Below are 24,396 nucleotides of genomic sequence, written 5' to 3' on the forward strand. Positions count from 1 at the left end.
CCGGCGCCGTCGCATCTTTTACGAAATCAGGCGGCCTCTTTGCGCGCCCAGACGATGCAGCGCTCGGCATCCAGGCCTGGCACCGTCAGTTGTTCCACGTGAAACACTGCGACGCCGGCCGGCAAGACGGCCAGTTCGTCGGTCGGCACCTTGCCCTTCATGGCCAGCCAGACACCGCCCGGTGCCAGCAGGTGCACCGAGCCGTTGAAGAAATCGGGCAGCGACGCGAAGGCGCGCGAGCTGATCACCTCGTAGCTGCCCGCCAGCGATTCGACCCGCGCATGCAGGCCGCGCAGATTCGGCAGCTCCAGTTCGGCCGCCACCTGCTGCACGAAGGCGGCTTTCTTGGCGACGGCGTCGAGGCAGCTGACCTCGATGTCGGGCCGCATGATGGCGATCACCACGCCCGGCAGACCGCCGCCGGAGCCGACGTCGAGCAGCCTGCCCTTCCCTGCCCACTCGCGCTGCAGCGGTGCGACGGCCGCGAGGCTGTCGAGCAGGTGGTGCGTCATGACGCCGGCCGGGTCGCGCACCGCCGTCAGGTTGTAGACCTTGTTCCACTTGAGCATCAGCGTGCCGTAGGCCAGCAGCTGTTCGCCCTGTGTGTCGGACAGGGCCACGCCCAGGGCGGCTGCGCCTGCGCGCAGCGTGTCGAGGGGCGTCGTGCTCATGGGGCGGTGTGCGGCTCGGTGGCAGCAGCTTCGGTGGTCGTGGCCGTCTCGGCGGCATCGCGGGCGAAGGCCTTGTGCCCGCCCTTGCGCAGGTGAATCATCAACAGCGAGATCGCGGCGGGCGTCACGCCCGAGATGCGCGATGCCAGCCCCAGCGTTTCGGGCCGGTGCTTGTCCAGCTTCTGGCGCACCTCGAAACTCAGGGCCTTGACCTGGCCGTAGTCGAAATCGGCTGGCAGCTTCAGGCTCTCGAAGTGGGCGGCGCGCTCCACTTCGTCGTGCTGGCGCTCGATGTAGCCGGAGTACTTGGCCGAGATCTCGATCTGTTCGATCTCGGATTCGCCCAAGGCCGTGCTGGCGGCGTACTTGCCGCCGTCCAGCGACATCAGGGTTTCGTAGTTCACGTCGGGCCGGCGCAGCAAGTCGGCCAGGTTGTATTCGTGCTCGATGGCCTTGCCCAGCACCCGGGCCGACTCGGTCGCCGGCAGGTTGCGCGGGTTCACCCAGATCGACTTGAGTCGCTCTGTTTCACGTGAAACAGCGTCGCGCTTGCGGCTGAAAGCATCCCAGCGTGCGTCGTCCACGAGGCCCAGCTTGCGCCCTGCTTCGGTCAGGCGCATGTCGGCGTTGTCCTCGCGCAGCTGCAGCCGGAACTCGGCGCGGCTGGTGAACATGCGGTACGGCTCGGTCACGCCCTTGGTGATCAGGTCGTCGACCAGCACGCCCAGGTAGGCCTCGTCGCGGCGCGGCAGCCAGGCGTCTTCGCCGCGGCATTGCAGTGCGGCATTGATGCCGGCGAACAGGCCCTGGGCCGCCGCTTCTTCGTAGCCGGTGGTGCCGTTGATCTGTCCGGCAAAGAACAGGCCACGGATCGCACGGGTCTCGAAGCTGCTCTTGAGTTCACGCGGATCGAAGTAGTCGTACTCGATGGCGTAGCCCGGGCGCAGGATGTGGGCGTTTTCCAGGCCCGGCATCGATCGCACCAGCTGGTACTGAATGTCGAACGGCAGGCTGGTCGAGATTCCGTTCGGGTAGTACTCGTTGGTCGTCAGGCCTTCGGGCTCGAGAAAGATCTGGTGGCTGTCCTTGTCGGCGAAGCGGTTGATCTTGTCTTCGACGCTCGGGCAGTAGCGCGGACCGACGCCGTCGATCTTGCCGGTGAACATCGGGCTGCGGTCGAAGCCCGAGCGGATGATGTCGTGCGTGCGCTGGTTGGTGTGCGTCACCCAGCACGGCATCTGCTGCGGGTGCATCTCGACCTTGCCCATGAAGCTGAACACGGGCATCGGCCCTGCCCCACCGGGCATGCCGTCGCCCGGTTGTTCGGTGCACTTCGAGAAGTCGATGCTGCGGCCATCGAGCCGCGGCGGCGTGCCGGTCTTGAGGCGGCCCTGCGGCAGCTTCAGTTCCTTGAGGCGCGCCGACAGGCTGATCGCCGGCGGGTCGCCCGCGCGGCCGGCCTGGTAGTTGTCGAGGCCGACGTGGATGCGGCCGTCGAGGAACGTGCCCGCGGTCAGCACCACGGTGCGTGCGCGGAAAGAAATGCCCACCTGCGTGACGGCGCCAACGACGCGGTCGCCTTCGATCATCAGGTCGTCGACGGCTTGCTGGAACAGGCTCAGGTTCGGCTGGTTTTCCAGGCGGTGGCGGATCGCGGCCTTGTACAGCACGCGGTCGGCCTGCGCCCGCGTGGCGCGCACGGCCGGTCCCTTGCTCGAATTGAGGATGCGGAACTGGATGCCCGCCTCGTCCGTGGCAATGGCCATGGCGCCTCCGAGCGCGTCGACCTCCTTCACGAGGTGGCCCTTGCCGATGCCGCCGATCGACGGGTTGCAGCTCATCTGCCCCAGCGTCTCGATGTTGTGGGAGAGCAGCAGCGTCTTGGCGCCCATGCGTGCGGAAGCGAGCGCGGCTTCGGTGCCGGCATGGCCACCGCCGACGACGATCACATCGAATTCTTCGGGGTACAGCATTGGAAAAGGGAGCGCACCACAGGACGCGTGCGCGGCGCAAAAAAGGGCACTAATTTTAAGCGGCGATGCCCTGTCGTGCCCCCGGTGTGGACAAGCTAGAGGGCCACGCCAAAAATGGCCAGAACCCCTGTCGACATTGTGGAGTTTGCTATTTATTTAATAGCAAACAACCCCCATCAGGTGGGCGCTTGCGCAGGCTCCGGCACCGGATCGGGCTTTTCGATGCCCCGCAACTCGCCGCTGGGCGCCGGCGTGCGCGGCGGCGCCGCGCGTTCGTCCTGCAGTTCCTGCACCGTGAGCTTCTTGTCGGTCATGCGCACGGCGCCAAAGATCGTGGAGAAGGCCACGTCCTTCGCGTCGCGCCCCGTGCCCACGCGCACCAGCCGGTCGACGGGCGCCATGCGCGTCGGATCGAACAGCACCCACTGCCCGCCCAGCCAGGCCTCGAACACGGCATGGAAATCCTGCGGTGGCTCGTCGAACCACACGTAGCCCACCACCAGCCGCGCCGGGATGTTGAGCGCGCGGCAGAAGGTGATGCCCAGGTGCGCGAAGTCGCGGCACACGCCGGCGCGCTGCACGAACACCTCGCGCGCCGTGGTGGTCGAGTCGCTGCTGCCCGGCACGTAGACGATGCTGTCGTGGATCCAGTCGGCAATCGCCTGCACGCGGCCGATGCCCGGCGGCAGGTCGCCGAAGAGCTGCTGCGCGCAGCGCGCCAGCAGGTCGGACTCGCAATAGCGCGTGGGCAACAGGTCGCCCAGCACCGCGTCGGGCAGCTGGCTCACCGGCGCCTCGGGCAAGGTGGCCGGCACATGCACCACCGGGCGCCGCACCGTCGCGCGGTAGGCGATGGTCAGCGGCCCGGGCACCGCGTCGAAACGCACGAAGCGGTTGCCGCTGTCGGCCTCGCAGCCCACCCGCAGCCGCGCGGGCGGCTCGATGGTCAGCGTCTCGGCCAGCACCGCCTGCGCGCCCGTGCGCGCGGCCTCGATGTTCAGCCGCAGATGCGCCAGGGCGTCGACCTCGTAGTTCAGGCGCAGGTCGATGTGCGACAGGTGCATGGCATGCGGCAAGGCGGTCAATCGAGCGCCTTCTTCACCGCGCCCACACCAAGTGCGGCCAGCACCACGAACAGCACCGCCAGCACGAGGAACAGGCCGAACAGCAGCTTGGCGATGCCTGCCGCACCGGCCGCCACGCCGCCGAAGCCCAGCAGACCCGCCACGAGCGAGATGACCGCAAAAATGATCGCGTACTTGAGCATGGTGAACCACTCCTTGGTTGCTTTGCAGCGGGCATGTGCCGCCGTGTCCGGACTGTAGGAAGCCCCGACCAGCCACCCGATAGTCGGCGCGCGCAAGCCGCCGTAGGACAAAAACGCGATGCGGCCAAACCCGCTAGCATCCCCTGCGGTCACACAGATCTTTTCCTTCTATCCATTGGAGTGTTTTCGAATGAAGCTGTACTACTCGCCCGGCGCCTGCTCGCTCTCCCCGCACATCGCGCTGCACGAAGCGGGCATCGCCTTCGAGCCCGTGCTGGCCAGCACCAAGAGCCACAAGCTGCAGGACGGCACCGACTACTACGGCATCAACCCGCTGGGCTACGTGCCGATGCTCGAGCTCGACGACGGCACCCGCCTGCGCGAAGGCCCGGCCATCGTGCAATACATCGCCGACCTCGCCCCCACCAAGAACCTCGCGCCCGCCAACGGCACGATGCCGCGCTACCGCCTGCAGGAATGGCTGACCTTCATCGGCACCGAGATGCACAAGGGCTTCAGCCCGCTGTTCAACCCGGCCATGCCCGAAGAAGCCAAGACCATCTCCAAGGACAAGCTCAAGGCCCGCTTCGAATGGCTCGACAGCGAACTCGCCAACAAGCAGTACCTGATGGGCGAGCATTTCAGCGTGGCCGACGGCTACCTGTTCACCGTGACCAACTGGACCAAGCCCACGGGCCTGGACATCTCGGGCTTCCCCAACGTGCTGGCCTGGCACGCCCGCGTGGCCGCCCGCCCCGCCGTTCAGGAAGCGATGAAGGCCGAAGGCCTGCTGAAGTAAGCCGAAGCCCACCGATCTGGGGGAAAACCCGGATCGATTCAGCCAGAAGCCGCCTTGCGCGGCTTTTCTTTCGCCTCATAAACTCTATAAATAGAACTTTAGAGATTGAGGCCGATGTCTTCTCCTTCCTCCCCCCAGGACGAACCCTGTGCACGCGGCCCGCTCACCGGCGTGCGCGTCGTCGACATCACCACCATCTTCATGGGCCCGTCGGCCACGCAGATGCTCGGCGACCTCGGTGCCGACGTGATCAAGGTCGAAGCGCCCGAAGGCGACGTGGTGCGCGGCATCGGCGCCCAGGGCCAGCAGAAGATGGGCCCGCTGTTCCTGGGCATGAACCGCAACAAGCGCAGCATCGCGCTCGACCTGAAGTCGCCCGAAGGCCGCGCCGCGCTGCTCGACCTCGTGCGCGACGCCGACGTGCTCACCTACAACGTGCGCCCGCAGGCCATGGAGCGCCTGGGCCTGGGCTACGACACGCTCGCCGCGCTCAACCCGCGCCTGCTCTACGTCGGCATGTTCGGCTTCTCGCAGCGCGGACGCCATGCCGCAAGCGCCGCCTTCGACGACCTCATCCAGGCCGCCTGCGCCCTGCCCCAGGCCATGGCCATGGGCAGTCCCGACGGCACGCCGCGCTACCTGCCCATCACCATCGCCGACCGCAGCGTGGGCTTGTACGCCTTCGGCGTGATCAGCGCCGCGCTCTACGGCCGCGAGCGCACCGGCCGCGGCCAGCGCATCGACGTGCCGATGTTCGAGACCATGGTGCCGCAGGTGCTCGGCGACCACCTCTACAACCAGACCTTCGTGCCGCCGCAGGGCGACTTCGGCTACCCGCGCCTGCTCTCGCCCGAACGCCGCCCCTACCCGACGCGCGACGGCCACGTCTGCTGCCTCATCTACACCGACCCGCAGTGGCGCGCCTTCCTCGCGGCCATCGGCCAGTCCGCGCTGTTCGACAGCGACCCGCGCTTTGCCGACATCCGCGCGCGCACGCGGCACATCGACGCGCTCTACGCGATGGTCGGCGAGGCGCTCGCCACGCGCACCACCGCCGAGTGCCAGGCCCTGCTCGCGGACACCGACATCCCGGTGTTCCCGATGCACACCTTCGACACGCTGCTCACCGACGCCCACCTGCAGGACATCGGCTTCTTCAGCGAGATGGACCACCCCGACGTCGGCCGCATCCGCCAGATGGCCGTGCCCAGCGAATGGTCCGGCACGCCGCCCGGCCCCGCCACGCCGCCGCCGCGCCTGGGCCAGCACAGCCGCGAGGTGCTGCGCGAAGCGGGCTACGACGACGCGCGCATCGACACCCTCATTCACAACCGCGCCGTGCGCACATCCTGATGACCACCACCACTTCTTCCTTCGTCGCCTGCGACATCGACGGCCACGTCGCCACCCTCGCGCTCGACCGGCCCGAACGCCGCAACGCCTTCGACCTCGAAATGCGCGCGCAGATGTTCGATGCGATCCGCCATGCCGTCGAAGACCCACAGGTGCGCGCCATCGTCCTCACCGGGCGCGGCGGGCACTTCTGCGCGGGCGGCGACGTCAAGGGCATGCGCGAGATCGAGCGCCTCGAAGCTGCCGCAGGCCGCCTGCGCATGAAGGACGCACAGGCCGGCATGCGCCTGCTGATGCACAGCGACAAGCCCGTCATCGCGGCGGTCGAGGGCTGCGCCTACGGCGGCGGCTTCGGTCTTGCGCTGGCGGCCGACATCGTGCTCGCCGCACCCAGCGCGCGCTTTTGCATGTCGTTCATGAAGGTCGGCCTCGTGCCCGACTGCGGCGCGCTCTTCACGCTCGCGCGCAACGTGGGCCTGAACCGCGCCAAGGCGCTGATGCTGTCGGCGCGCGAGCTCGACGCACAGACCGCGATGGACTGGGGCATCGTCCATGAAGTCATCGCCGCCGATGCGCTGCTGCCGCATGCACAAGCCCTCGCCGCCGCGCTGGCGAACGGCCCCGCCACCGCCATCGCCCTCACCAAGCAGGGCCTGCAGCGTACGTTCGACAGCGACATGGCCGCGATGTTCGAGTTCGAAGCCATGGCCCAGGGCCTGGCCTTCGCGACCGACGACCACCGCCAGGCCATCGACGACTTCACGCAGCGCCGCCCGGCGCGCTTCCAGTGGCCCGCCTCGCCTTCCTCTTCTTCCTCTTGACTCAAGGACCCACCGCATGACCGATCACGCCCCGTCCACCACCGAACTGCGCGAGGAAATGCGCGGGTCCGTGATGTGGCTCACCATCGACCGCGAAGCACGCCGCAACGCCATCAGCGCGGACGTGCTCGCGGGCCTGTCCGACGCGCTGGCGCGCGCCAACCGCAACACCGACGTGCGCGCCGTCGTCATCACCGGTGCGGGCACGCGCGCCTTCTGCGCGGGCGCCGACCTGCAAAGCGGCAGCGCGTTCAAGTTCGACTACTCGCAGCCCTACCAGGGCTTCGCCAACCTGTTCCGGCAGGCGAAGCAATCGACCGTGCCGCTCATCGCGCGCGTCAACGGCGCGTGCATGGCCGGCGGCATGGGGCTCATGGGCATGTGCGACATGGCCGTGGCCAGCAGCCAGGCCGTGTTCGGCCTGCCCGAGGTGAAGGTCGGCCTCTTTCCCGCGCAGGTGCTCAGCGTGCTCGGCGACCTGCTGCCGCGCCGCGTGCTGTCCGAGATGTGCATCACCGGCGAACCGATCACCGCCGCCCAGGCGCTCGAACACGGCCTCGTCAACCGCGTGAGCGACGACGTCGACGAGAGCGTCGACTGGCTGCTCGGGCGCATGCTCGACAAGTCGCCCGCCGCCATCCGCCGCGGCCTGTACACCATGAAGAAGATCGAGGCCATGGCCTTCGAGGAATCGATGGCCTTCACCGAAAGCCAGATCGCCCTCTTCGCCCTCACCGAAGACGCCGCGGAAGGCCAGCTCGCCTTCCGCGAAAAACGCAAACCGCAATGGAGTGGCCGATGAACAGCAAGACCAGCAACCACAAGGACCGCGTCGTCCGCATCGGCGGCGCCTCCGGCTTCTGGGGCGACAGCAGCGTGGGCGCGCCGCAGCTCGTGGCCAGCGGACAGATCGACTACCTGGTGTTCGACTACCTGGCCGAACTCACCATGTCGATCCTTGCCGGCGCACGGCTGAAAAAGCCCGAACTGGGCTACGCCACCGACTTCGTCTCGGTCGCCATGAAGGCCGTGCTCAAGGACGTGGTGGCACAAGGCATCCGTGTCGTGAGCAATGCCGGCGGCGTCAACCCGCAAGGCTGCGCGGACGCACTGGCTGCGCTCGCCGCCGAGCAAGGCATCACGCTGAAGATCGCGGTGGTGAGCGGCGACGACGTGTCGCCGCTGCTGCCCGAGCTGCGCGCATCGCAACCGCCCGTGCGCGAACTGCAAAGCGGCGCGGCCCTGCCCGAGCGCGTGCTCACCGCCAACGCCTACCTCGGCGCGCGGCCCGTGCAGGCGGCGCTCGATGCGGGCGCGCAGGTGGTCATCACCGGTCGCTGTGTCGACTCGGCCGTCACGCTCGGCGTGCTGATGCACGAATTCAAATGGCAACCCGGCGACCACGACCTGCTGGCGGCCGGCAGCCTCGCGGGCCACATCATCGAATGCGGCTGCCAGGCCACCGGCGGCCTGCACACCGACTGGGACACCGTGCCCGACTGGCCCCACATCGGCTACCCCATCGTCGAGTGCAGCGCCGACGGCAGCTTCGTCGTCACCAAGCCCGCCGGCACCGGCGGCAAGCTCACGCCCGCGGTGGTCGGCGAGCAGATGCTCTACGAGATCGGCGACCCCGCAAGCTACCTGCTGCCCGACGTGGTGGCCGACTTCACGCAGGTGCGCATCGAACAGGCCGGCGAACATCGCGTGGCCGTGCACGGCGCGCGCGGGCGCGCACCGACGGCCACCTACAAGGTCTGCGCCACCTACGTCGAAGGCTTCAAGACCGCGGCGCAACTCACCATCGTGGGCTTCGACGCGGTGGCCAAGGCGCGGCGCACCGGCGAGGCGATCCTCACGCGCACCAGCGAGCTGATCGCAGCCGCCGGCTTCGGGCCCTACAGCGGCACGCAGCTCGAAGTGCTGGGCGCCGAGTCCTGCTACGGACCGCACGCCCAGGCCACGCACACGCGTGAAGCCATCCTCCGGCTCGCGGTGACGCACCCGCGCAAGGAGGCCCTGGAGCTGTTCGCACGCGAGGTCGCGCCGGCCGGCACCTCGTGGGCGCCGGGCACCACGGGCTCGGGCGGCGGACGCGCGTCGGTCTCGCCGTCGATCCGGCAGTACGCGTTCCTGCTCGACAAGGCGCGCGTGCAACCGCGCGTCACCGTCGATGGCGCGCCGGTCGAGGTGCCGCCGACGCTGGCGGGCGATGGCGCCGCACGCGCGGCGGTCGCCCCCGCAGCCACCGTGGCCGACGTCGACACCGCCGACAGCATCGAGGTACCGCTGATCCGCCTGGCCTGGGCTCGCAGCGGCGACAAGGGCGACACCTCCAACATCGGCATCATCGCGCGCCACCCCGCGCTGCTGCCGCTGCTGCGTGCGCAGCTCACCGAGGCCCGCGTGGCCGCATGGCTCGCGCACCTGGTGAAGGGCCGCGTCACGCGCTACGACGTGCCCGGCATCGACGCCTTCAACTTCGTCTGCGAGCAGGCGCTCGGCGGCGGCGGCATGGCCTCGCTGCGCAACGACCCGCTGGGCAAGGGCATGGGACAGATCCTGCTCGCGATGCCGGTGCGCGCAAGCACCGCCCTGCTGGCGCTGCTGCCATGAACGCCGCGCGCATGCAGCGGCGCAAGCTGGTGCTGGGCAGCTGCGGCGCCGCAGTGCTCGGCGCGCCGCTGCATGCGCTGGCGCAGCCGGCCTGGCCGTCGCGACCGATCCGCCTCATCGTCTCCTTCAGCACCGGCAGCGGCAACGACACCATCGCGCGCGAGCTCGCGGTCGCGATGACGCAAAGCCTCGGCCAGAGCGTGGTGGTGGAAAACCGCGGCGGTGGCGGCGGTGTGATCGGCACCGAGGCCGTCGCCAAGGCCCCGTCCGACGGCTACACCATCGGCCTGGGCACCAGCTCGCAGCTGGTGATGAACGTGGGCCTGTACCGCTCGCTGCCCTTCGACGTCGAGAAAGACCTGCAGGCCATCGGCCTGGTCTCGCGCACGCCGCTGGTGCTCGTGGCCAGCGCCGACATGCCGGGCACGCTGACGGACCTCATCGCGCTGGCGAAGGCCAGGCCGGGCCAGGTCAGCTACGGCTCGGGCGGCCCGGGCTCCATCAGCCACGTCGTCGGCGAAGCCTTCGCCAAGGCCGCCGGCGTGCAGCTGCTGCACGTGCCCTACAAGGGCAACGGCGCCGCGCTGGTCGACCTCTCGGGCGGCCACGTGAAGCTGCTGTTCGACGGGCTGATCTCCACCGCGCCGCTGGCCAAGCAGGGCAAGCTGAAGATGCTCGCGATCTCGGGCGACAGGCGCAGCCCGATGGCGCCGACGCTGCCGACCTTCGCCGAGCAGGGCCTGCGCGACTACGAGGCCTACACCTGGAATGAGTTGATGACACCCGCCGGCACGCCGCCCGAGGTGCTCGCCAAGCTCAATGCCGCGCTCAACCAGGCGCTGGCGCTGCCGGCCGTGCAGGCGCGGCTCGCGCAAGGGGCTTCCGACCCGCTGGGGCCGACCACGCCCGCGCAGGCCGAGGCCTACGGGCGGGCCGAGCGCGCGCGATGGGTACCATTCATCCGCTCGCTGCGCATCGACACTCCCTGAGGCGCAGTCCCGCCACGCCACGCCGCCCAGCGCACCGCCCCCGACATGAACCTCCCCGCCGCGTCCCCTCTTCCTTCGCCCCTGGGCGGCGACCATGGCGCGGGCGTCACGCAGTACCTGCAGCTGGCCAGCGTGCTGCGCCACCGCATCGCCCACGGCGAGCTGCAGGCCGGCCAGCAGCTGCCCACCGTGGCGCAGCTCGCGGCCGACTACAAGCTCGCGCGCGTCACCGTGCGCCAGGCCTACGGCGTGCTCGCGCGCGAAGGCCTGCTCACCAGCCAGCGCGGCCGCGGCACCTTCGTCGCCGCCCAGCCCGCTGCCTGCGCCGACCCGCTGCTGCGCAACGCCATCAACGATCCGCGGGCGCGCAACATCCGCTTCGACATCCTCGAACAGCGCCGCCAACAGCCGCTGCCCGACGGGCTGGCACGCGGCAGCGCCACTTTTGCGGACTACGCCTTCATCCGCAAGATCCACGTGCACGACGACGAGCCCTTCTGCCTCGTCGAAATCCATGTGGCATCGGAGATCCACGCGCTCTTTCCGCCCGACAGCGAGCAGCACCACAAGATCGCCCACCTGCTCGAACAGCACGCCGCCGAGCGCATGCACAAGGTGCAGCAGACGCTCACCGTGGCGCCGGCCGACCTGCTGCTCGCGCAGTACCTGCACTGCTCCTTCGCCACCCCCATCGCGCACATGGAGCGGCGTGTGTTCGACACCCAGGGCCGCATCGCGCTCGCGGGACGCTTTTGGTACCGGGGCGACCGCTTCGTGTCCGACATCGAGATGCCCTTCGCCGTCTGGGCCAACGCCGGGGCGTCGCTGATCCCCGAGGCCCTGGCGCTGCCCTGACCTGTTGTCGTCCCTAGCACCAATCGGGACAACCGTGCGACAGCAGGGTTGAGGCGGGCGGCTTAGCCTTGCGCCTGTTTCAACTCTGCCCCTCAATCCACGATGTCCACCCTTTTCGACCCCGTCCAGGCCGGCGACCTGCAGCTCGCCAACCGCATCGTGATGGCGCCTCTCACGCGCAACCGCTCGCCCAACGCGATCCCGCCCGACATCGCCGCCACCTACTACGCCCAGCGCGCCAGCGCCGGCCTGCTCATCACCGAGGCCACGGCCATCAGCCACCAGGGCCAGGGCTACGCCGACGTGCCCGGCCTCTACGGCACCGAGCAGCTCGACGCCTGGAAGCGCGTGACCGACGCCGTGCACGCCGAGGGCGGCAAGATCGTCGTGCAGCTGTGGCACGTGGGCCGCGTCTCGCACACCGAACTGCAACCCGGTGGCGGCAAGCCCGTCGCGCCCTCGGCCATCACCGCCAAGACCAAGACCGTGCTCATCAAAGACGGCGTGCCCACCTTCGTCGAAACCTCGGAGCCGCGCGCGCTCGACGCGGCCGAGCTGCCCGGCATCGTCCACGCCTATGCAGCCGCCGCACGCAACGCCGTCGAGACCGCGGGCTTCGACGGCGTCGAGCTGCACGGCGCCAACGGCTACCTGCTCGACCAGTTCCTCAAGGACGGCAGCAACAAGCGCACCGACGACTACGGCGGCTCCATCAAGAACCGCGCGCGCCTGCTGCTGGAGTCCACGCGCGCCGTGGTCGACGCCGTCGGCGGCGGCAAGACCGGCATCCGCCTGTCGCCCGTCACGCCCGCCAACGACGTGCACGACAGCGACCCGCAGCCGCTGTTCACCTACGTCGTGCAGCAGCTCGCGCCGCTGAACCTGGCCTACATCCACATCATCGAAGGCGCCACCGGCGGCCCGCGCGAAATCGCCGACCGCCCCTTCGACTACGAAGCCCTCAAGGCCGCCTACCGCGCCGCCGGCGGCAAGGCCGCCTGGATGGTCAACAACGGCTACGACCGCCCCCTGGCCGAAGAAGCCGTGAAGGAAGGCGACGACCTCGTGGCCTTCGGCAAGCCCTTCATCTCGAACCCCGACCTGGTGCGCCGCCTGCGTGAGCACGCGCCGCTGAACGAGCTGGACAAGGCGACGATGTATGGGGGTGGGGTGAAGGGGTATACGGACTATCCGGCGTTGGGCTGAGCCGGCCCTTCGGCGTCAACTTCTTCGCGCTTGCTTCGCCCTTTTTCGCGGGCAGCGCGTGAGGTGACGATTGTTCGCAGTGTGCGCCGCGCAGTCCCTGCAGACTGCGCCGACCTCTCCTCCTCTCAAGGAAGTCGTCGATGCCGCGCACGCTGTCTGTCTCTTCTGCTGCGATCCCTGTTGTTCTTGGTCAGGCTGCACTGGCGCCCGTGCGGCTGTCGGGGCATGAGGGGGTCAATGGCCTGTTTGCCTATGAGCTGTTCCTCAAGACCCCGGATGCGCTGGGCCTGTCTGGTTTCTCTTCTGGCGCCGACTTCGACCTCGATGGGTTCATCGGCCGCGAGATCAGCTGCGAGATCGAACTCGATGGTTCTGCCCCTCGCCAGATCAACGCCCTGATCACCGACGCGGCCCTGTGGGGCGAAGAAGGCCGCCACGTCCAGTACAAGCTCACCCTTCGCCCCTGGCTGCACCTGGCCACCCTGCGCACCGACTGCAGGATCTTCCAGAACCTCAGCGTCGTGCAGATCCTGGACGCCCAGCTCTCAGGCTACGCTTTCCCCGTGGACAAGCGCCTGATCGAGCACTACCCGGTGCGCGACTACCAGACCCAGTTCAACGAGAGCGACTTCGCCTTCTTTGTCCGACTGTGCCAGGAATGGGGCGTCAGCTACCACTTCGAACACTCGGACGGCAAACACCGCCTGGTGCTCTCGGACGCCATGGGGGCCTATGCGGCTGGCGACCCACTGTACGAACAGGTGGAATATCACGCCCCGGGCTGGAAGATCGATGCCGAGTACATCCACAGCTTCGTGCCTGCCCATCAACTCACGAGTGGGAAGTACGCGACTCGGGACTATGACTACACCCGGCCCAGGGCGGACCTGAGTATTTCTCGAACTGATCCGCGCCCCACGGGGCAGGCCGATGGCGAGGTCTACCAGTGGCATGCATCCGAAGCAGGAGGTAGCCACTACGCCCAGCCCAATGCAGGAGCAGACACAAGCACCGACCCTCACGGCGAAGGCCGTCTGCTTGCCCTGCTGCGCATGCAGGCACTGCGCACCCAGGGCGCCAGAGCCCAGGCCAGCGGCAACCTGCGGGGCATGGTGCCCGGATGCACCTTCCAGTTGAAGAAGCACCCGAGGGAGTCAGCCAATGCCGAGTACCTGATCCTGGACACCCGCCTCCTCATCGAGGACGTGGCCGAAGACAGCCAGAACCGCGAAGCCACTGTCGACCGCAAGCAGCAGTGGCGCGTACAGGTGGACTTCACGGCCCACCCGGTGACCGAACCATTGCGCCCAGAGCCTACCCAGCCCAAGCCCGCCATGGTCGGCCCCCAGGTGGCGCTGGTGGTGGGCCCCGAGGGGCAGAACCTGTGGACGGACGAGCTGGGCCGCATCAAGGTGCAGTTTCCTTGGGACCGACTGGGAGAAAAGAACCAGCACAGCAGCTGTTGGGTGCGGGTGAGCTCACCCTGGGCGGGCAACCAGCTCGGGGGCATTCAGATTCCGCGCATCGGGCAGGAAGTCGTCATTGGCTTCATCGCGGGAGACGCAGACCTGCCGATCTGCATGGGCAGGGTGCACAACCAGGTGAACCTGCCGCCGTGGCAACTTCCTGGCCAGAGCGCATTGAGCGGGTTCAGGAGCCGGGAGCTGACGGAAGGTGGAGGCAACAGTGCGGCAGGCAGGTCGAACCATCTGATCCTGGACGACACGGCCGAAAAGATCCAAGCGCAGCTCAAGAGTGATCACCAGAGTTCAAGCCTGAGCCTGGGAGCGATCACGCGCATCGAGGACAACGCGGGCAGAAAAGATCCAAGAGGTGAGGGCTTCGAGCTGCGCACGGACGCCCATGGCGTGCTCAGGGCGCAGGACGGGATGCTCATCACGACCGAAGGCCGCCCCGATGCGGCCCGCCACGCCAAGGACATGGGCGAAACCATCCAACGCCTGACGAGCGCACGCGACCAGATCGAAGGTCTGGCCGAAGCGGCCCGCACAGCCGAAGCTCAAGACGGCAACGACGACCAGTCCACCGTCGCCCAGGCCATCAAGCAGCAGAACGAAGACCTCCGGGGCCACGGCAGTCCATCGACCGAAGGCTGCTTCCCCGAGTTGGCCGCACCGCATCTCGTGCTCGCCAGTCCCGCAGGCATTGCAGCCACGGCGACCACTCACCTGCATGCGCACACCGGCACACACCTCCAGCTCACCAGCGCCGGCCACACCTCCCTGAGCGCCGCCCAGCGCATCCTCGCCAGCGTGGCGGAAGGCATGCGCATCTTCACGCTCAAGAGCGGCATCAAGGCCTTTGCCTCGCAAGGCGACATCCGCATCGAAGCGCAAAGCGACGCCATCGAGGCCACCGCCTTGAAAGACATCGACATCGTGAGCACCGAAGACACGGTGTACATCACCGCCAAGAAGAAGGTCACGATCAACGGCGGCACCAGCTTCAGCGAATGGAGCGAAGGCGGCATCCGGCACGGCACGTTGGGCACATGGATCGAACATGCCGCGATGCATGGAACGCCGGGGCCGGACAAGAAGCCGGGGCCCACGGCTCAGAGCGTGTGTTGGGAGTGCCTGGCACGTGCCGCACGTCAGGCCTCGCCTGTGGCGCCCCGCGTTTGACAAGACCGACACCGATGGAAATTCCAGCGTACGAACGCGAGGCGTTCGAGGACGAGATTTCGCAGACCATCGCACAGGACATCGGCAGTTTTTCCCGCCTCGCGCGCCAGACGGGCCAACGTTGTCACGCACTGGTGAACGCAGGCCAATGCGGGGCGGTCGAAGAAAACCGGCAAGAAGATGGGTGGGCGGCGCGTCTGGTGGCGCAGTACCAACTCGACGCGATGCCCCTGTTCCTCCACACGCAAGAAGCAGACGCGGCCGGCGTCGGTCCTTGGCTGATTGAACTGCCACCCATGCCCACATCGCCAGGCGCAGCCCCATGGTTGTATGACCTCGCACGCGGTGCAGGTGCCGTGCAGGCACTCAGTCTCGTGGCGTCGCCACTGCGGCCGATCACGCTGGCCGCGCACCTTCGCAGCTGGCTCGATGCCGTGATACCCCCGGACCCGGCTCTCGACGACGACGAGGCCGTCGGCGCCGTGCTTCGCTGGTTCGATCCGCGCATCGGCTTCGACATGGTGGCCCGTTGGCCCGACGACGCTCGGCAAGACTTCTTGAGCGCGTTCACCTGGGCAGGATGGAGCGCCGAATTCCATCCGCGTGGTCTTCGGTGCAGCAAACCACATGCGCCTCAACGTTCCGCACGCACCGAGCCCTTGCAATTGGACAAGGAACTGCTGCTCGCCATGGCTCCGCTCAACCGGGCCGATGCGCTCCTCGCCCATGTGCACGACTGTCTCGGGTCGCAAGCGTTCCAGCACATCGCCCCTGCCTTGCAGCGGTGGATCGCTCTCGATCAGCTTCAAGCCGTGCAGCAACTCGGCCTGACCGATTTCGAGGACGGGGTCACGCTGCTGCACCGGTCATTGAGCCTGCACCCCGAACTGCCATATCTGCCCGGCCTTGCAGAAGGCCTGGTCGACGCGCGAGTTGCGGGGTGCACGCTCGCCCACGTGCTTGAAGCGCAGCCGGCCAGGTGGTGGCAACAACAACAGGATGCCGCGCCCCACATGTGGGCCCAGAGGGCGTCTGGCTTTCTCGCGCCATTGCAAGCGCGACGCAGCACACCCGACGCCGTCCATGCGTTTTTCACGCTGTTTTCGGCCGCGCTGCCCCTCGTCTGATGCCGACATCTCCCCACTCGCCTCACCCCAGATCGATCCGTCATGCCCTACCAACCCAAGCCCGGCGTCTGCGACTGTTCCGAAACACCGCTGCTTGAAGAAGAAGCCGTCATCCTGTTCCCCAACCTAGGCACACCTTTGCTGCTGGCCCCTGGCCAGGTCAAGGCCAGCATCTTCATCGCCGCGCCTTCGAGCATGCGCAGCAAGGCCAAGTCGGCCGTCCCGACCGGTGAAGCCGTCGAGATGTACAGGCTGGTCGACCAGCACCTGCGTGTGGTCGACCTCGCAAGCAAACAGGAGGCTGAGCAGGTCGAGGGATCGACGCGGACCGGCACCCTTTTCAAGGACGGCATGGCGTGCGCCGTCGCCAAGCCTTGCATCAAGGCCTGGCTCGTTGGCCCTTTCGGGCCTGGGGCGCTCGTCAGCGATCGACACGGCCGCCCCTTCGCCACCATCGCCCCTGCAGCGGCCCAGATCTACACCAAGGCGCAGGACGTCTACGAGATCGAACTCGACTTGTCAGCACCGCCCTTCGCCGATCTGCAGACGCCCGGCGCCATGAAAAGCCTCGCCTGGATGATCCGGTTGAGCGCCGAAGACAGGAAGCTCGAGACCTTCAAAGACGTCAAATACGCCGAGGCCCAAGACCTTGCCATCGCACGCTTCCTGCAACAGCAGGCCACGCGCGACCCTTGGCACTTCGACAAGCTCCACGAATTCGCCATGCCGCCGCCCGACGTGCCCTTCAGCTGGAGCAAGCCCGGCCAGAGCCCCGAGCTGGACACCCTGCTCAAGAGCTGGCACCCCGTCAAGCGCATGACCAAGCCGCGGCTCAAGCTGGGGCATCTCTCCGACGTTCATATCAACGTGCGCCAGAACGCCATGGGCCGCAGCGATGCCAAAGTGCTCGAGGAGGCCGACGCGGCCTGGAACCGACCCGTCGGCAGCAAAGTCTGCAACAGCTTCGAGGCCCTCAAGAAGCTGTTCGAGACGATGGCCACGGGCAGCGACCGGGTCGATGCCGTGCTCCTCACGGGAGACCTGATCGACTACAACCGCAACTTCAATCCCATGGCAGAACCCGGTGGCCCGGGCAGGATCGGCGAGCAGTGGAAAGCCTTCAACCTGCTGGGCAACGTTTTCGACAAGGAAAAAGGCCGCCGCCTCTATCCGAGGGGCCTGGACGACATGATGGTCTTCAGCCTGGTGCGCGAGATGTACCGCAACCCCAAGTACCAGTTGCCCATCATCATGACCAGCGGCAACCACGAGGCCTACCAGGTGCCCTACGGCATCAGCGCACGCGTGGAGGCAGGTGACCGGCACAACTGGGCGTTCATGCTCGGCGTGCTCGAGACGACTACGCCCAACAGCCGCGACGCACGCAAGCGCATGGAAGAGAACGCCCGCACGTCCTGGCCCGACGGCAACGTTCCGGCAGAGGCCCGACGGGCAAAACGAGCCCTTGCGCAGCCCGATGCCGTGGAGCGCCACCGCACCCAATTCGAAGCGGCCAGCGCCTGGACGCGCGGCAAGGCCAATGAAGGCATGAGCCGCGACCACAACATGACCATCTACGAGGCCTGTCTCGCCTATGGCCCCACCTACGGTCACGCATTGACGGGGTACAACTTCGACGGCGGCCAGTTCGACTGGTTCTATGCGTTGTTCACGCCGCTCGCGGACGTGGTCTATGCCTACGGCGCGGACAGCACCGACAAGCCGGGCGCCAACGCCGGACAAGTGATTGCAGCGCTGGGCTGGGGCATCGACGAAAACTTCAAGAACCTGCTGGGCGTTGCCGAGGCGGGAGTAGACCGCCAAGGGTCAGGAATACTCCCACGTGCCACCGAGTCCTTCAGCCATGACCAGCTGAAGCTGCTGACACAGGCTCGAAGCTACAAGGCCGCGAGCGAGAGCACGCTCACCGTTGCCACGCACTTCACCATCGTGAGCTTCGATGAACCCGAGCCCTACAGCAACGTGGCCAAGAAGAAGGACCGGGTCTTCTTCCACCCCCGCGACGGCGCCACCGGTGTCTGGGGCATGAAGGCGGCGCTGAACCACGTCAACGTGGGCACCTGCGAAAAAAACCAGGCCACCTACCTGGCCCAATACGTTCAGCCGATGGGGCAGGCGAAGACCGGCCCCAACCCCAAGGTGGATTGGCATCTGTCGGGCCACAGCCATCGCTCGGGCGTCTACAAGCTCGGTTGGGACCCTCGTGGCATCTACGCGTCAGACGGCTGGCGCGTCGAGGTGCGAGAAGCCAAGGACCCAGGCATCCACAACACCCAAACCGTCAAACCGAACACCGTGACGGCGCTGATCGTCTCCAGCTGCGGCGGACCCATCGGCTACCAGAACCTGGACGGCGAACTCAGCGCCTGGACTGGCCGGCCACCCGCGGGGACCGCGCTCGATCCCGCGACGGGTGAGATCCGGCAGGTGAAGACCGATCGGTGTCACATCCAGGGCGAATTTCAAGGGAAAGGCTTCAACGAAAAGCCGCGGTTGGCGGTGGCACTCGACTACCTGCACGCCATGAGCGGCTTGCCCAAGAAAGGCAACATCCGTGTGCCATTGCGCTTCAAGCCTGAGTACTTCGGCAAGAGCGGTCAGCTGGAACTGGTCTTGAGCGAGCAAGTACGCAAGCTGGGGTGTGTGACAGAAGTGAAGTTGTGGGTGTTCGACAAGAACAACCCAAAGCGTCCCGACGGTTCGCGCGGCGAAACCAAGACCTGGCATCTCATCGCGCCCAGCTTGAAAGGCACCACACTGAGCTTCAAGGATGAAGACACGGCAATGCTGTTGTCGATGATGAGTTCCAAGACGGTGAGTTCCAACGGTGCCTTGGCGATGGCGTGGAGTCCCCGATCAGTGGTCGAGAACCACCCCAATACCGAATACGTGACGCTCCGCCAGCGACTGGTTCAGGCTTTCTGCGAAGTGACGCTGAAAGAACCCAGCCCCACTGACGCAGGCGAGAACTGGGCCAAAGACATGCTCCATGCGGACCCTTGGGTGTTTCCTCTGGACATCGCACTCATTGACGGCAACGTGAACATGGGCGGGTTCAGCCTGGACAAGTCGAACCCGGCGCGTCCGAAGAACGCTGTGTGGCACTTTGGACGACCGATGGGAGAGCGTGGGGAAGTGCCGGATTGGGAATTTCTGTCTGACAACTTTGGAAGCAAGGGATACATCCCTGCCATCAGCGCCATCAGGCTCAATCGCCGATGACCGACTCTCCGACCCGTCGAAGCACCCTTTGCACACTGGCGCTTTCCGCCGCCTCCGCCTTGACCGGATGCAACATGACCTCCAAACGAAACATCAGAACCTTCGGCAAGGCCTTTGCCCACCTCAAGGACCCGGCACTTCGCACCAGGGAGAACGGTCATTCTCTGCTTGTCGTCGACGGCGCTGAATTCAGCGGCGAGAGGTTTGAAGGGATGGATTGGCACAACGTCCTCTTCAAAAACTGCGATTTTGTCGGCGCCTATGAGATCAACCCAAAGACAGCAACCAATGTCCGCTACGAGGACTGCCGATTTTCTGGAATTCTGAGCTATGGCGTGACGACGAACGTGCATTTTCTACGCTGCGCCTGGGTCGGGAACTCGGTCATGTTTGCAGAGAAGGGAAGCAAGTCCACCGTTTTTGAGGAGTGCAATTTCGCAGGGACAAGCGCAAACCGCAATCACCAGGGCGCAGTGGGATCAGACGGCGAAGCGGAATTCGTGCGATGCAGATCGAAGTGGTTCGCATGGACCGGGAACGAAAGACTCTCGATCACGGACTGCACATGCGAAGACGTCACCATATTGACCGACAGCATCGGCAACAGCGGCCAAGAATTTCTGTCTGCCACCGCTCGTATCGAGGGCTCCAAGCTTCGCGGCACTTTTAAGCTGGTGGCGGCCAATCTCCAATCTCTCACCATCCGCGACACCGTCATCGACACACTCGACTTGACCGGCGCCACCATCAAGGAAGAACTGCTGATGGAGCGCGTGCGCGGCGGCAGCGTCGAGGCGATCGTCAAAGGCGCCAAACGCCTCGCCGTGCGAGACAGCCAGTTCACTCCTCCCACATCCGGCGGACGGTTCATTTTCAGTCTCGCAAGCAATGATGCCCAGGAGGTGCTGATCGAGAACACCGCCATTCTTGGAGACAACATCCTCGTGGACATTGGCGGTGGCCCGCAGACCGAGTCCCTTGTTTTTCGAAAGAGCAAGTTCACCCGGCTTGACCTACAGTACGCCCATGCGACTCATCTGCTTCTGGAGGAATTCGAAGCGGACTCCGTGCGCTTGAACGACGCACGCATCGGCAAGCTGGAAATGCGCTCGGCTGTCTTTGCCTTGACCCTGGACCTGTCCAACACCCAGGTCCACGAATTCAAGAAGACTGGTGGCACCGACTTGAAGAAGCTGGGCGGTCTCAAGCTCGACGGATCCAACATCAAGCTGCCGCAATGAACCGTCCCCACGCGAAAAAAATAGGCAAGTACAAGCTCGCCGGCTGCCACATCGGACCGACATGACCGGCTGCTTTACAGATCCATTTCTCCTTCTTCTATGCGGCATCCCATGGCTTCTTCTTGGGTTGCTAGTGGGTGGCATCGTGCTCGGGTTCAAGATGGCGCGAAACAAGACGGGATTTGCGAGCTTCGCAGGCGCTCTGATCTTCATCATCTGCCTGCTTTGTGCATCTTTTCTTCTTTGGGGCACCCTCCTGATCTTCAGCAAGGATCTGTCGTTCGGCAGCAATTGGATGGGCACTCGATAGCCGGTGCTCTGTGGCCGCACCCACGGCCACGTCTTCCCCGCTGCGTGCCTACGCCGAACGAATTGCCTTCGCAGCACGCGGCGCGTACCCTTGGTCATTTGCTGCACGCATCCTGACCATGACACGCATTGCCGAACGCCTCCACGCTCTGGGTCTCATCCTTCCCCCCCCTGTCACGCCACCTCCCGACATCCTCCTCCCCTTCCAATTCGTCCGCCTCATCGGCCGGCGCGCCATCACCTCGGGCCACGGCCCGTTGAATGCCGACGGCAGCATCGCCGCGCCACTCGGCAAGCTCGGCGCCGAGCTGACCGTCGAGCAGGGCTACACCGCAGCGCGCCTCACCGCACTCGCGATGCTCGGCAGCCTGCAGCGCGCGCTCGGAGACCTGGACCGCATCACCGCATGGACACGCGTGTTCGGCATGGTCGCTTCGGCGCCTGGCTTTCAACAGCAGCCAGCGGTGATCAATGGGTTTTCCGACCTGATCCTCGAGCTCTTCGGCCCTGAGGTCGGTGCGCATGCGCGCAGCGCCGTGGGCATGGCCGAGCTGCCTTTCGGCATCCCTGTGGAGATCGAGGGCGAAGTCGAGTTCGACGTGTGAGCGCCGACGCAACGCGTTGGACCCTGCGCCGCGCAAACGCCGACGACGTGGCGGCCGTCACCGCGTGCGCCGTCGAGGCTTTCCGCACCTACATCCCACGCCTAGGCCTCACACCGAGGCCAATGACACGCGACTACGCCGAGGCCGTCGCGCACCTGCAGGTCTGGGTGGCCGAGCGGCCGGAGCAACAGATCGGCGCGGCACTGCTGCTTGACGTGACCGACGAAGGCTTCCTGATCGACGTGATCGCCGTGCACCCCGACCACCAGGGCAGCGGCGCGGGCCGCGCGCTGCTCGAACTGGCCGAACGCGAAGCACTGCGCCAGGGCCACGCATCGATCTACCTGTTCACGAATGAGAAGATGACCGAGAACCTCGCGCTCTACCAGCGCATCGGCTATGTCGAGTTCCGGCGCGAATCCCTCGACGGGCGCACGCGCGTCTATCTGCGCAAGCCACTGCCGGCCGCATGAAATCTCAGGCGTCGTCGCCGAAGGTCACGCTCACGCGCAGACCGGTCGGCTCGGCGGCTTCGAGTCGCAACTCGGCCCCCAACAGCTCGGCATAGCGCGCCACGATCGACAGCCCCAGGCCCGCGCCCTGCCCCAGCTTCTGGCCCGCGGGCCCTTGCGCCCAGCGTTGCATCAGGTCGCGCTGCGCTTCGATCGGAATGCCGGGCCCGTCGTCGATCACGCTCAGCGTGCGGCCCGCGAGTTCGACCGTGATCGTGCGCCCGCCGTAGCGCAGCGCGTTGTCGATCAGGTTGTCGAGGATGCCCTCCACCAGGGCTTCGTTCGCAAGCACCGTCACGCCGCCCTCGTCGAGGCCGCGTGCGCCCAGGTCGACGCCGCGCGCATCGGCACGCGCCAGATGCCGCAGCACGGTCTGCTCGGCCAGCATGTCGAGTTGCACGGGCGTGCGCTGCAGGTCGGTGCGCGCCTCGTCGGCCAGTGCGAGTGCGAGCAGCTGGTCGATCAGGTGGCTCGCGCGCGCCTGCCGCTCGGACACGCGCGTCAGCTGTTCGCGCCACACGCCGGTGTCGTGCTGCGCGAGCCCGTACTCGGCCAGGGCGCGAATGCCCGCGAGGGGCGTGCGCAGCTCGTGCGCCACGTTGCCCACGAACTCGCGCTGCGCGCGCACGCTGTAGCGCAGCCGGTCGAACAGCGCGTTGACGGCATCGCCCAGGCGCTGCAGCTCCTTCGAGGTCTGCGCCACGGTCACCGGCGAGAGGTCGCGCACGTCGCGGGTGTCGAGTGCGCGCTGCAGTTCGCCGAGCGGTCGCAGGTCGCGCCGGATGCCATGCCAGAGCCACACGGCCAGCAGCACCAGCAGCAGCACCTGCGGTGCCATGGCATAGAACAGCAGCCGCTGCACGAGCGCCGCGCGGCTGAGCGTGGTCTGCGCCACGATCACGCGGTAGGGCACGTGCAGGCCGGGCTCGGCGTCGTGGTCGAGTACCACGGCACGCAGCACCTGGCCGGCGTAGTCGATGTCGGAGAAGCGGTAGCGCGAGCTTTCGCCCGGCAGGGGCGCCTTCAGGTCGGGATCGCCCGAGATCGTCGTGCCGTCGAGCCGCTGCACCGAAAAGTAGACCTTGTCGGTCTGGTCGAACAGCACGGTCGCCACTTCGCGCGGCGTCAGCAGCAGCTCGATGCCGCGCTCGCCGGCCTGCACGTTGGCCGACAGCGCATAGGCGTCGTCGAGCATGCCGCGGTCGAAGGCCTGCTCGGAGAAGTAGTTGGCGATGACCAGCGCGATCACCGCGCCGGTCATCCAGGTGAGCGCCAGCGGCACCAGCACGTTGCGCAGCACGCGCCGCGTGAGCGAAGGTGCGGTGCGCGTGACCGGTGGGGTGGCCTCGCTCACGGGTCGCTTCTCACACCTCGGCTTCGAGCAGGTAGCCGATGCCGCGCAAGGTACGGATGCCCGCGCCCGAGCCGAGCAGCTTCTTGCGCAGGCGCGAGATGAAGGCCTCGAGCGCGTTGTCCCCCAGCGATTCGTCGAAACCCGAGAGCTTGTCCGACAGCGCCCGCTTGCTCACGGTGCGCCCCGGCGGGCTCATGAGTTCCCACAGCACCTCGAACTCGCGCGCCGGCAGGTCGAGCGGTGCGTTCGCGACCGCGAAACGCCGCGCCTTGCGGTCGAGCTTGAGCTGGCCGAGCACCACGATGTCTTCGGTGCCCTTGGCGCGCCGCACCAGGGCGCGCAGCCGGGCTTCGACCTCGGCGAGGTCGAAGGGTTTGCCCAGGTAATCGTCGGCGCCGGCGTCGAGCCCGGCGATGCGTTCTTCGGTGCGCCCGCGTGCCGTGAGCACGAGCACCGGCGTGCGGTCGCCGCGCGCACGGGCCTGTCGCAAGGCCGTGAGGCCGCTCGCCAGGCCGCTGGTGGGGCTGGCGGTGGCGGGCAGGTTGAGGTCGAGCAGCACGGCGTCGAAGGGCTGCACGCGCCACAGGTGGTCGGCGTCTTCGACGTTGGTCGACACGTCGACCCGGTGGCCGGCGTCGGCGAGGCTGCGCAGCATCACGTCGCGTAGCACGGTGTCATCTTCCACAAGCAGGATTCGCATGGTGAGTGAATGAGTGGTGGGTGATTTGTTGGTCTGCCCTGGCGATGGACGCGTCAGCGGCCGGTCAGTCGCTCCCCGCGATAAACGCGACATGAGCATACGACACACCT

Annotated in this window: 21 protein-coding genes; 15 read left to right on the plus strand and 6 right to left on the minus strand. The window is 66.9% G+C overall.

The window, feature by feature from the left end:
- Window positions 1–26: 26 nt before the first annotated feature.
- From rsmG to AC07Q9_RS17335, 4 genes are all read right to left on the minus strand, one after another.
- On the minus strand, window positions 27–671 hold the full coding sequence (gene rsmG / locus AC07Q9_RS17320) for a 16S rRNA (guanine(527)-N(7))-methyltransferase RsmG (RefSeq protein ID WP_495310917.1): 645 nt from the start codon (window positions 669–671) through the stop codon (window positions 27–29).
- Window positions 668–2,644, minus strand: a complete 1,977-nt coding sequence (gene mnmG / locus AC07Q9_RS17325) for a tRNA uridine-5-carboxymethylaminomethyl(34) synthesis enzyme MnmG (protein WP_495310918.1) — start codon at window positions 2,642–2,644, stop codon at window positions 668–670. The genes rsmG and mnmG overlap by 4 nt, the downstream gene beginning before the upstream one ends.
- Before the next feature lie 176 nt (window positions 2,645–2,820).
- Window positions 2,821–3,729, minus strand: coding sequence for a transglutaminase-like domain-containing protein (locus AC07Q9_RS17330; protein ID WP_495310919.1), 909 nt, complete (start codon window positions 3,727–3,729; stop codon window positions 2,821–2,823).
- On the minus strand, window positions 3,726–3,911 hold the full coding sequence (locus AC07Q9_RS17335) for a DUF1328 family protein (RefSeq protein WP_013538518.1): 186 nt from the start codon (window positions 3,909–3,911) through the stop codon (window positions 3,726–3,728). The genes AC07Q9_RS17330 and AC07Q9_RS17335 overlap by 4 nt, the downstream gene beginning before the upstream one ends.
- Window positions 3,912–4,101: 190 nt before the next feature.
- Here AC07Q9_RS17335 and gstA point away from each other — a divergent pair, with 190 nt between their 5' ends.
- The 15 genes from gstA to AC07Q9_RS17410 all read left to right on the plus strand — a co-directional run bounded on the left by gstA (window position 4,102) and on the right by AC07Q9_RS17410 (window position 22,193).
- Window positions 4,102–4,710 (plus strand): glutathione transferase GstA, encoded by a 609-nt coding sequence (gene gstA / locus AC07Q9_RS17340; RefSeq protein WP_489062316.1) that lies wholly within the window; start codon window positions 4,102–4,104, stop codon window positions 4,708–4,710.
- Between the two features lie 114 nt (window positions 4,711–4,824).
- Window positions 4,825–6,063, plus strand: a complete 1,239-nt coding sequence (locus AC07Q9_RS17345; protein ID WP_495310920.1) for a CaiB/BaiF CoA transferase family protein — start codon at window positions 4,825–4,827, stop codon at window positions 6,061–6,063.
- Window positions 6,063–6,884 carry an enoyl-CoA hydratase/isomerase family protein gene (locus AC07Q9_RS17350; RefSeq protein ID WP_495310921.1) on the plus strand — a complete coding sequence of 274 codons (822 nt, stop codon included), beginning with the start codon at window positions 6,063–6,065 and terminating at the stop codon, window positions 6,882–6,884. The genes AC07Q9_RS17345 and AC07Q9_RS17350 overlap by 1 nt, the downstream gene beginning before the upstream one ends.
- A 16-nt stretch (window positions 6,885–6,900) precedes the next feature.
- A complete protein-coding gene (locus AC07Q9_RS17355) occupies window positions 6,901–7,686 on the plus strand; it encodes an enoyl-CoA hydratase/isomerase family protein (RefSeq protein WP_492683267.1) in 786 nt (261 codons plus the stop codon).
- Window positions 7,683–9,500: an acyclic terpene utilization AtuA family protein gene (locus tag AC07Q9_RS17360; protein ID WP_495310922.1), complete on the plus strand. Its 1,818-nt coding sequence runs from the start codon at window positions 7,683–7,685 to the stop codon at window positions 9,498–9,500. Before AC07Q9_RS17355 ends, AC07Q9_RS17360 begins: the two co-directional genes overlap by 4 nt.
- Window positions 9,497–10,489, plus strand: coding sequence for a Bug family tripartite tricarboxylate transporter substrate binding protein (locus tag AC07Q9_RS17365; RefSeq protein ID WP_495310923.1), 993 nt, complete (start codon window positions 9,497–9,499; stop codon window positions 10,487–10,489). The genes AC07Q9_RS17360 and AC07Q9_RS17365 overlap by 4 nt, the downstream gene beginning before the upstream one ends.
- A gap of 45 nt (window positions 10,490–10,534) precedes the next feature.
- Entirely contained in the window at window positions 10,535–11,344 is an 810-nt protein-coding gene (locus tag AC07Q9_RS17370; protein ID WP_495310924.1) for a GntR family transcriptional regulator, read from the plus strand.
- Window positions 11,345–11,446: 102 nt separating this feature from the next.
- Window positions 11,447–12,550 (plus strand): alkene reductase, encoded by a 1,104-nt coding sequence (locus AC07Q9_RS17375; protein ID WP_307696841.1) that lies wholly within the window; start codon window positions 11,447–11,449, stop codon window positions 12,548–12,550.
- Window positions 12,551–12,690: 140 nt separating this feature from the next.
- Window positions 12,691–15,195 carry a type VI secretion system Vgr family protein gene (locus AC07Q9_RS17380; protein ID WP_495310925.1) on the plus strand — a complete coding sequence of 835 codons (2,505 nt, stop codon included), beginning with the start codon at window positions 12,691–12,693 and terminating at the stop codon, window positions 15,193–15,195.
- Window positions 15,196–15,209: 14 nt separating this feature from the next.
- Entirely contained in the window at window positions 15,210–16,322 is a 1,113-nt protein-coding gene (locus tag AC07Q9_RS17385; protein WP_495310927.1) for a DUF4123 domain-containing protein, read from the plus strand.
- A 42-nt stretch (window positions 16,323–16,364) separates the two neighbouring features.
- Complete coding sequence (locus AC07Q9_RS17390) at window positions 16,365–19,565, plus strand: metallophosphoesterase (RefSeq protein ID WP_495310928.1); 3,201 nt, start codon at window positions 16,365–16,367, stop codon at window positions 19,563–19,565.
- Between the two features lie 74 nt (window positions 19,566–19,639).
- Entirely contained in the window at window positions 19,640–20,806 is a 1,167-nt protein-coding gene (locus tag AC07Q9_RS17395) for a hypothetical protein (protein WP_495310929.1), read from the plus strand.
- Between the two features lie 61 nt (window positions 20,807–20,867).
- Entirely contained in the window at window positions 20,868–21,116 is a 249-nt protein-coding gene (locus AC07Q9_RS17400; protein ID WP_495310930.1) for a hypothetical protein, read from the plus strand.
- A 118-nt stretch (window positions 21,117–21,234) separates the two neighbouring features.
- The gene (locus AC07Q9_RS17405; protein ID WP_495310931.1) at window positions 21,235–21,720 is read left to right on the plus strand and encodes a RidA family protein; all 486 of its coding nucleotides are present in this window, start codon (window positions 21,235–21,237) and stop codon (window positions 21,718–21,720) included.
- 122 nt (window positions 21,721–21,842) lie between these two features.
- Entirely contained in the window at window positions 21,843–22,193 is a 351-nt protein-coding gene (locus AC07Q9_RS17410; protein ID WP_495310932.1) for a GNAT family N-acetyltransferase, read from the plus strand.
- A gap of 4 nt (window positions 22,194–22,197) precedes the next feature.
- Here AC07Q9_RS17410 and AC07Q9_RS17415 read toward each other — a convergent pair whose 3' ends face one another.
- Together AC07Q9_RS17415 and AC07Q9_RS17420 are read right to left on the minus strand one after the other, a co-directional pair.
- Window positions 22,198–23,586 (minus strand): sensor histidine kinase, encoded by a 1,389-nt coding sequence (locus AC07Q9_RS17415; protein WP_489060402.1) that lies wholly within the window; start codon window positions 23,584–23,586, stop codon window positions 22,198–22,200.
- A gap of 10 nt (window positions 23,587–23,596) precedes the next feature.
- Entirely contained in the window at window positions 23,597–24,286 is a 690-nt protein-coding gene (locus AC07Q9_RS17420) for a response regulator transcription factor (RefSeq protein WP_056574813.1), read from the minus strand.
- Window positions 24,287–24,396 lie beyond the last annotated feature (110 nt).

Source organism: Variovorax sp. GW821-FHT09A10 (assembly GCF_059418385.1).

Bases quoted from the DNA above. Each gene is read 5' to 3' on its own strand.
- AC07Q9_RS17375 (WP_307696841.1), top strand. From the start codon at position 11,447: ATGTCCACCCTTTTCGACCCCGTCCAGGCCGGCGACCTGCAGCTCGCC.
- AC07Q9_RS17345 (WP_495310920.1), top strand. From the start codon at position 4,825: ATGTCTTCTCCTTCCTCCCCCCAGGACGAACCCTGTGCACGCGGCCCG.
- AC07Q9_RS17385 (WP_495310927.1), top strand. From the start codon at position 15,210: ATGGAAATTCCAGCGTACGAACGCGAGGCGTTCGAGGACGAGATTTCG.
- AC07Q9_RS17370 (WP_495310924.1), top strand. From the start codon at position 10,535: ATGAACCTCCCCGCCGCGTCCCCTCTTCCTTCGCCCCTGGGCGGCGAC.
- AC07Q9_RS17335 (WP_013538518.1), bottom strand. From the start codon at position 3,911: ATGCTCAAGTACGCGATCATTTTTGCGGTCATCTCGCTCGTGGCGGGT.
- AC07Q9_RS17420 (WP_056574813.1), bottom strand. From the start codon at position 24,286: ATGCGAATCCTGCTTGTGGAAGATGACACCGTGCTACGCGACGTGATG.
- AC07Q9_RS17365 (WP_495310923.1), top strand. From the start codon at position 9,497: ATGAACGCCGCGCGCATGCAGCGGCGCAAGCTGGTGCTGGGCAGCTGC.
- gstA (WP_489062316.1), top strand. From the start codon at position 4,102: ATGAAGCTGTACTACTCGCCCGGCGCCTGCTCGCTCTCCCCGCACATC.
- AC07Q9_RS17400 (WP_495310930.1), top strand. From the start codon at position 20,868: ATGACCGGCTGCTTTACAGATCCATTTCTCCTTCTTCTATGCGGCATC.
- AC07Q9_RS17395 (WP_495310929.1), top strand. From the start codon at position 19,640: ATGACCTCCAAACGAAACATCAGAACCTTCGGCAAGGCCTTTGCCCAC.
- rsmG (WP_495310917.1), bottom strand. From the start codon at position 671: ATGAGCACGACGCCCCTCGACACGCTGCGCGCAGGCGCAGCCGCCCTG.
- AC07Q9_RS17355 (WP_492683267.1), top strand. From the start codon at position 6,901: ATGACCGATCACGCCCCGTCCACCACCGAACTGCGCGAGGAAATGCGC.
- AC07Q9_RS17350 (WP_495310921.1), top strand. From the start codon at position 6,063: ATGACCACCACCACTTCTTCCTTCGTCGCCTGCGACATCGACGGCCAC.
- AC07Q9_RS17380 (WP_495310925.1), top strand. From the start codon at position 12,691: ATGCCGCGCACGCTGTCTGTCTCTTCTGCTGCGATCCCTGTTGTTCTT.
- AC07Q9_RS17390 (WP_495310928.1), top strand. From the start codon at position 16,365: ATGCCCTACCAACCCAAGCCCGGCGTCTGCGACTGTTCCGAAACACCG.
- AC07Q9_RS17410 (WP_495310932.1), top strand. From the start codon at position 21,843: ATGACACGCGACTACGCCGAGGCCGTCGCGCACCTGCAGGTCTGGGTG.
- mnmG (WP_495310918.1), bottom strand. From the start codon at position 2,644: ATGCTGTACCCCGAAGAATTCGATGTGATCGTCGTCGGCGGTGGCCAT.
- AC07Q9_RS17360 (WP_495310922.1), top strand. From the start codon at position 7,683: ATGAACAGCAAGACCAGCAACCACAAGGACCGCGTCGTCCGCATCGGC.
- AC07Q9_RS17405 (WP_495310931.1), top strand. From the start codon at position 21,235: ATGACACGCATTGCCGAACGCCTCCACGCTCTGGGTCTCATCCTTCCC.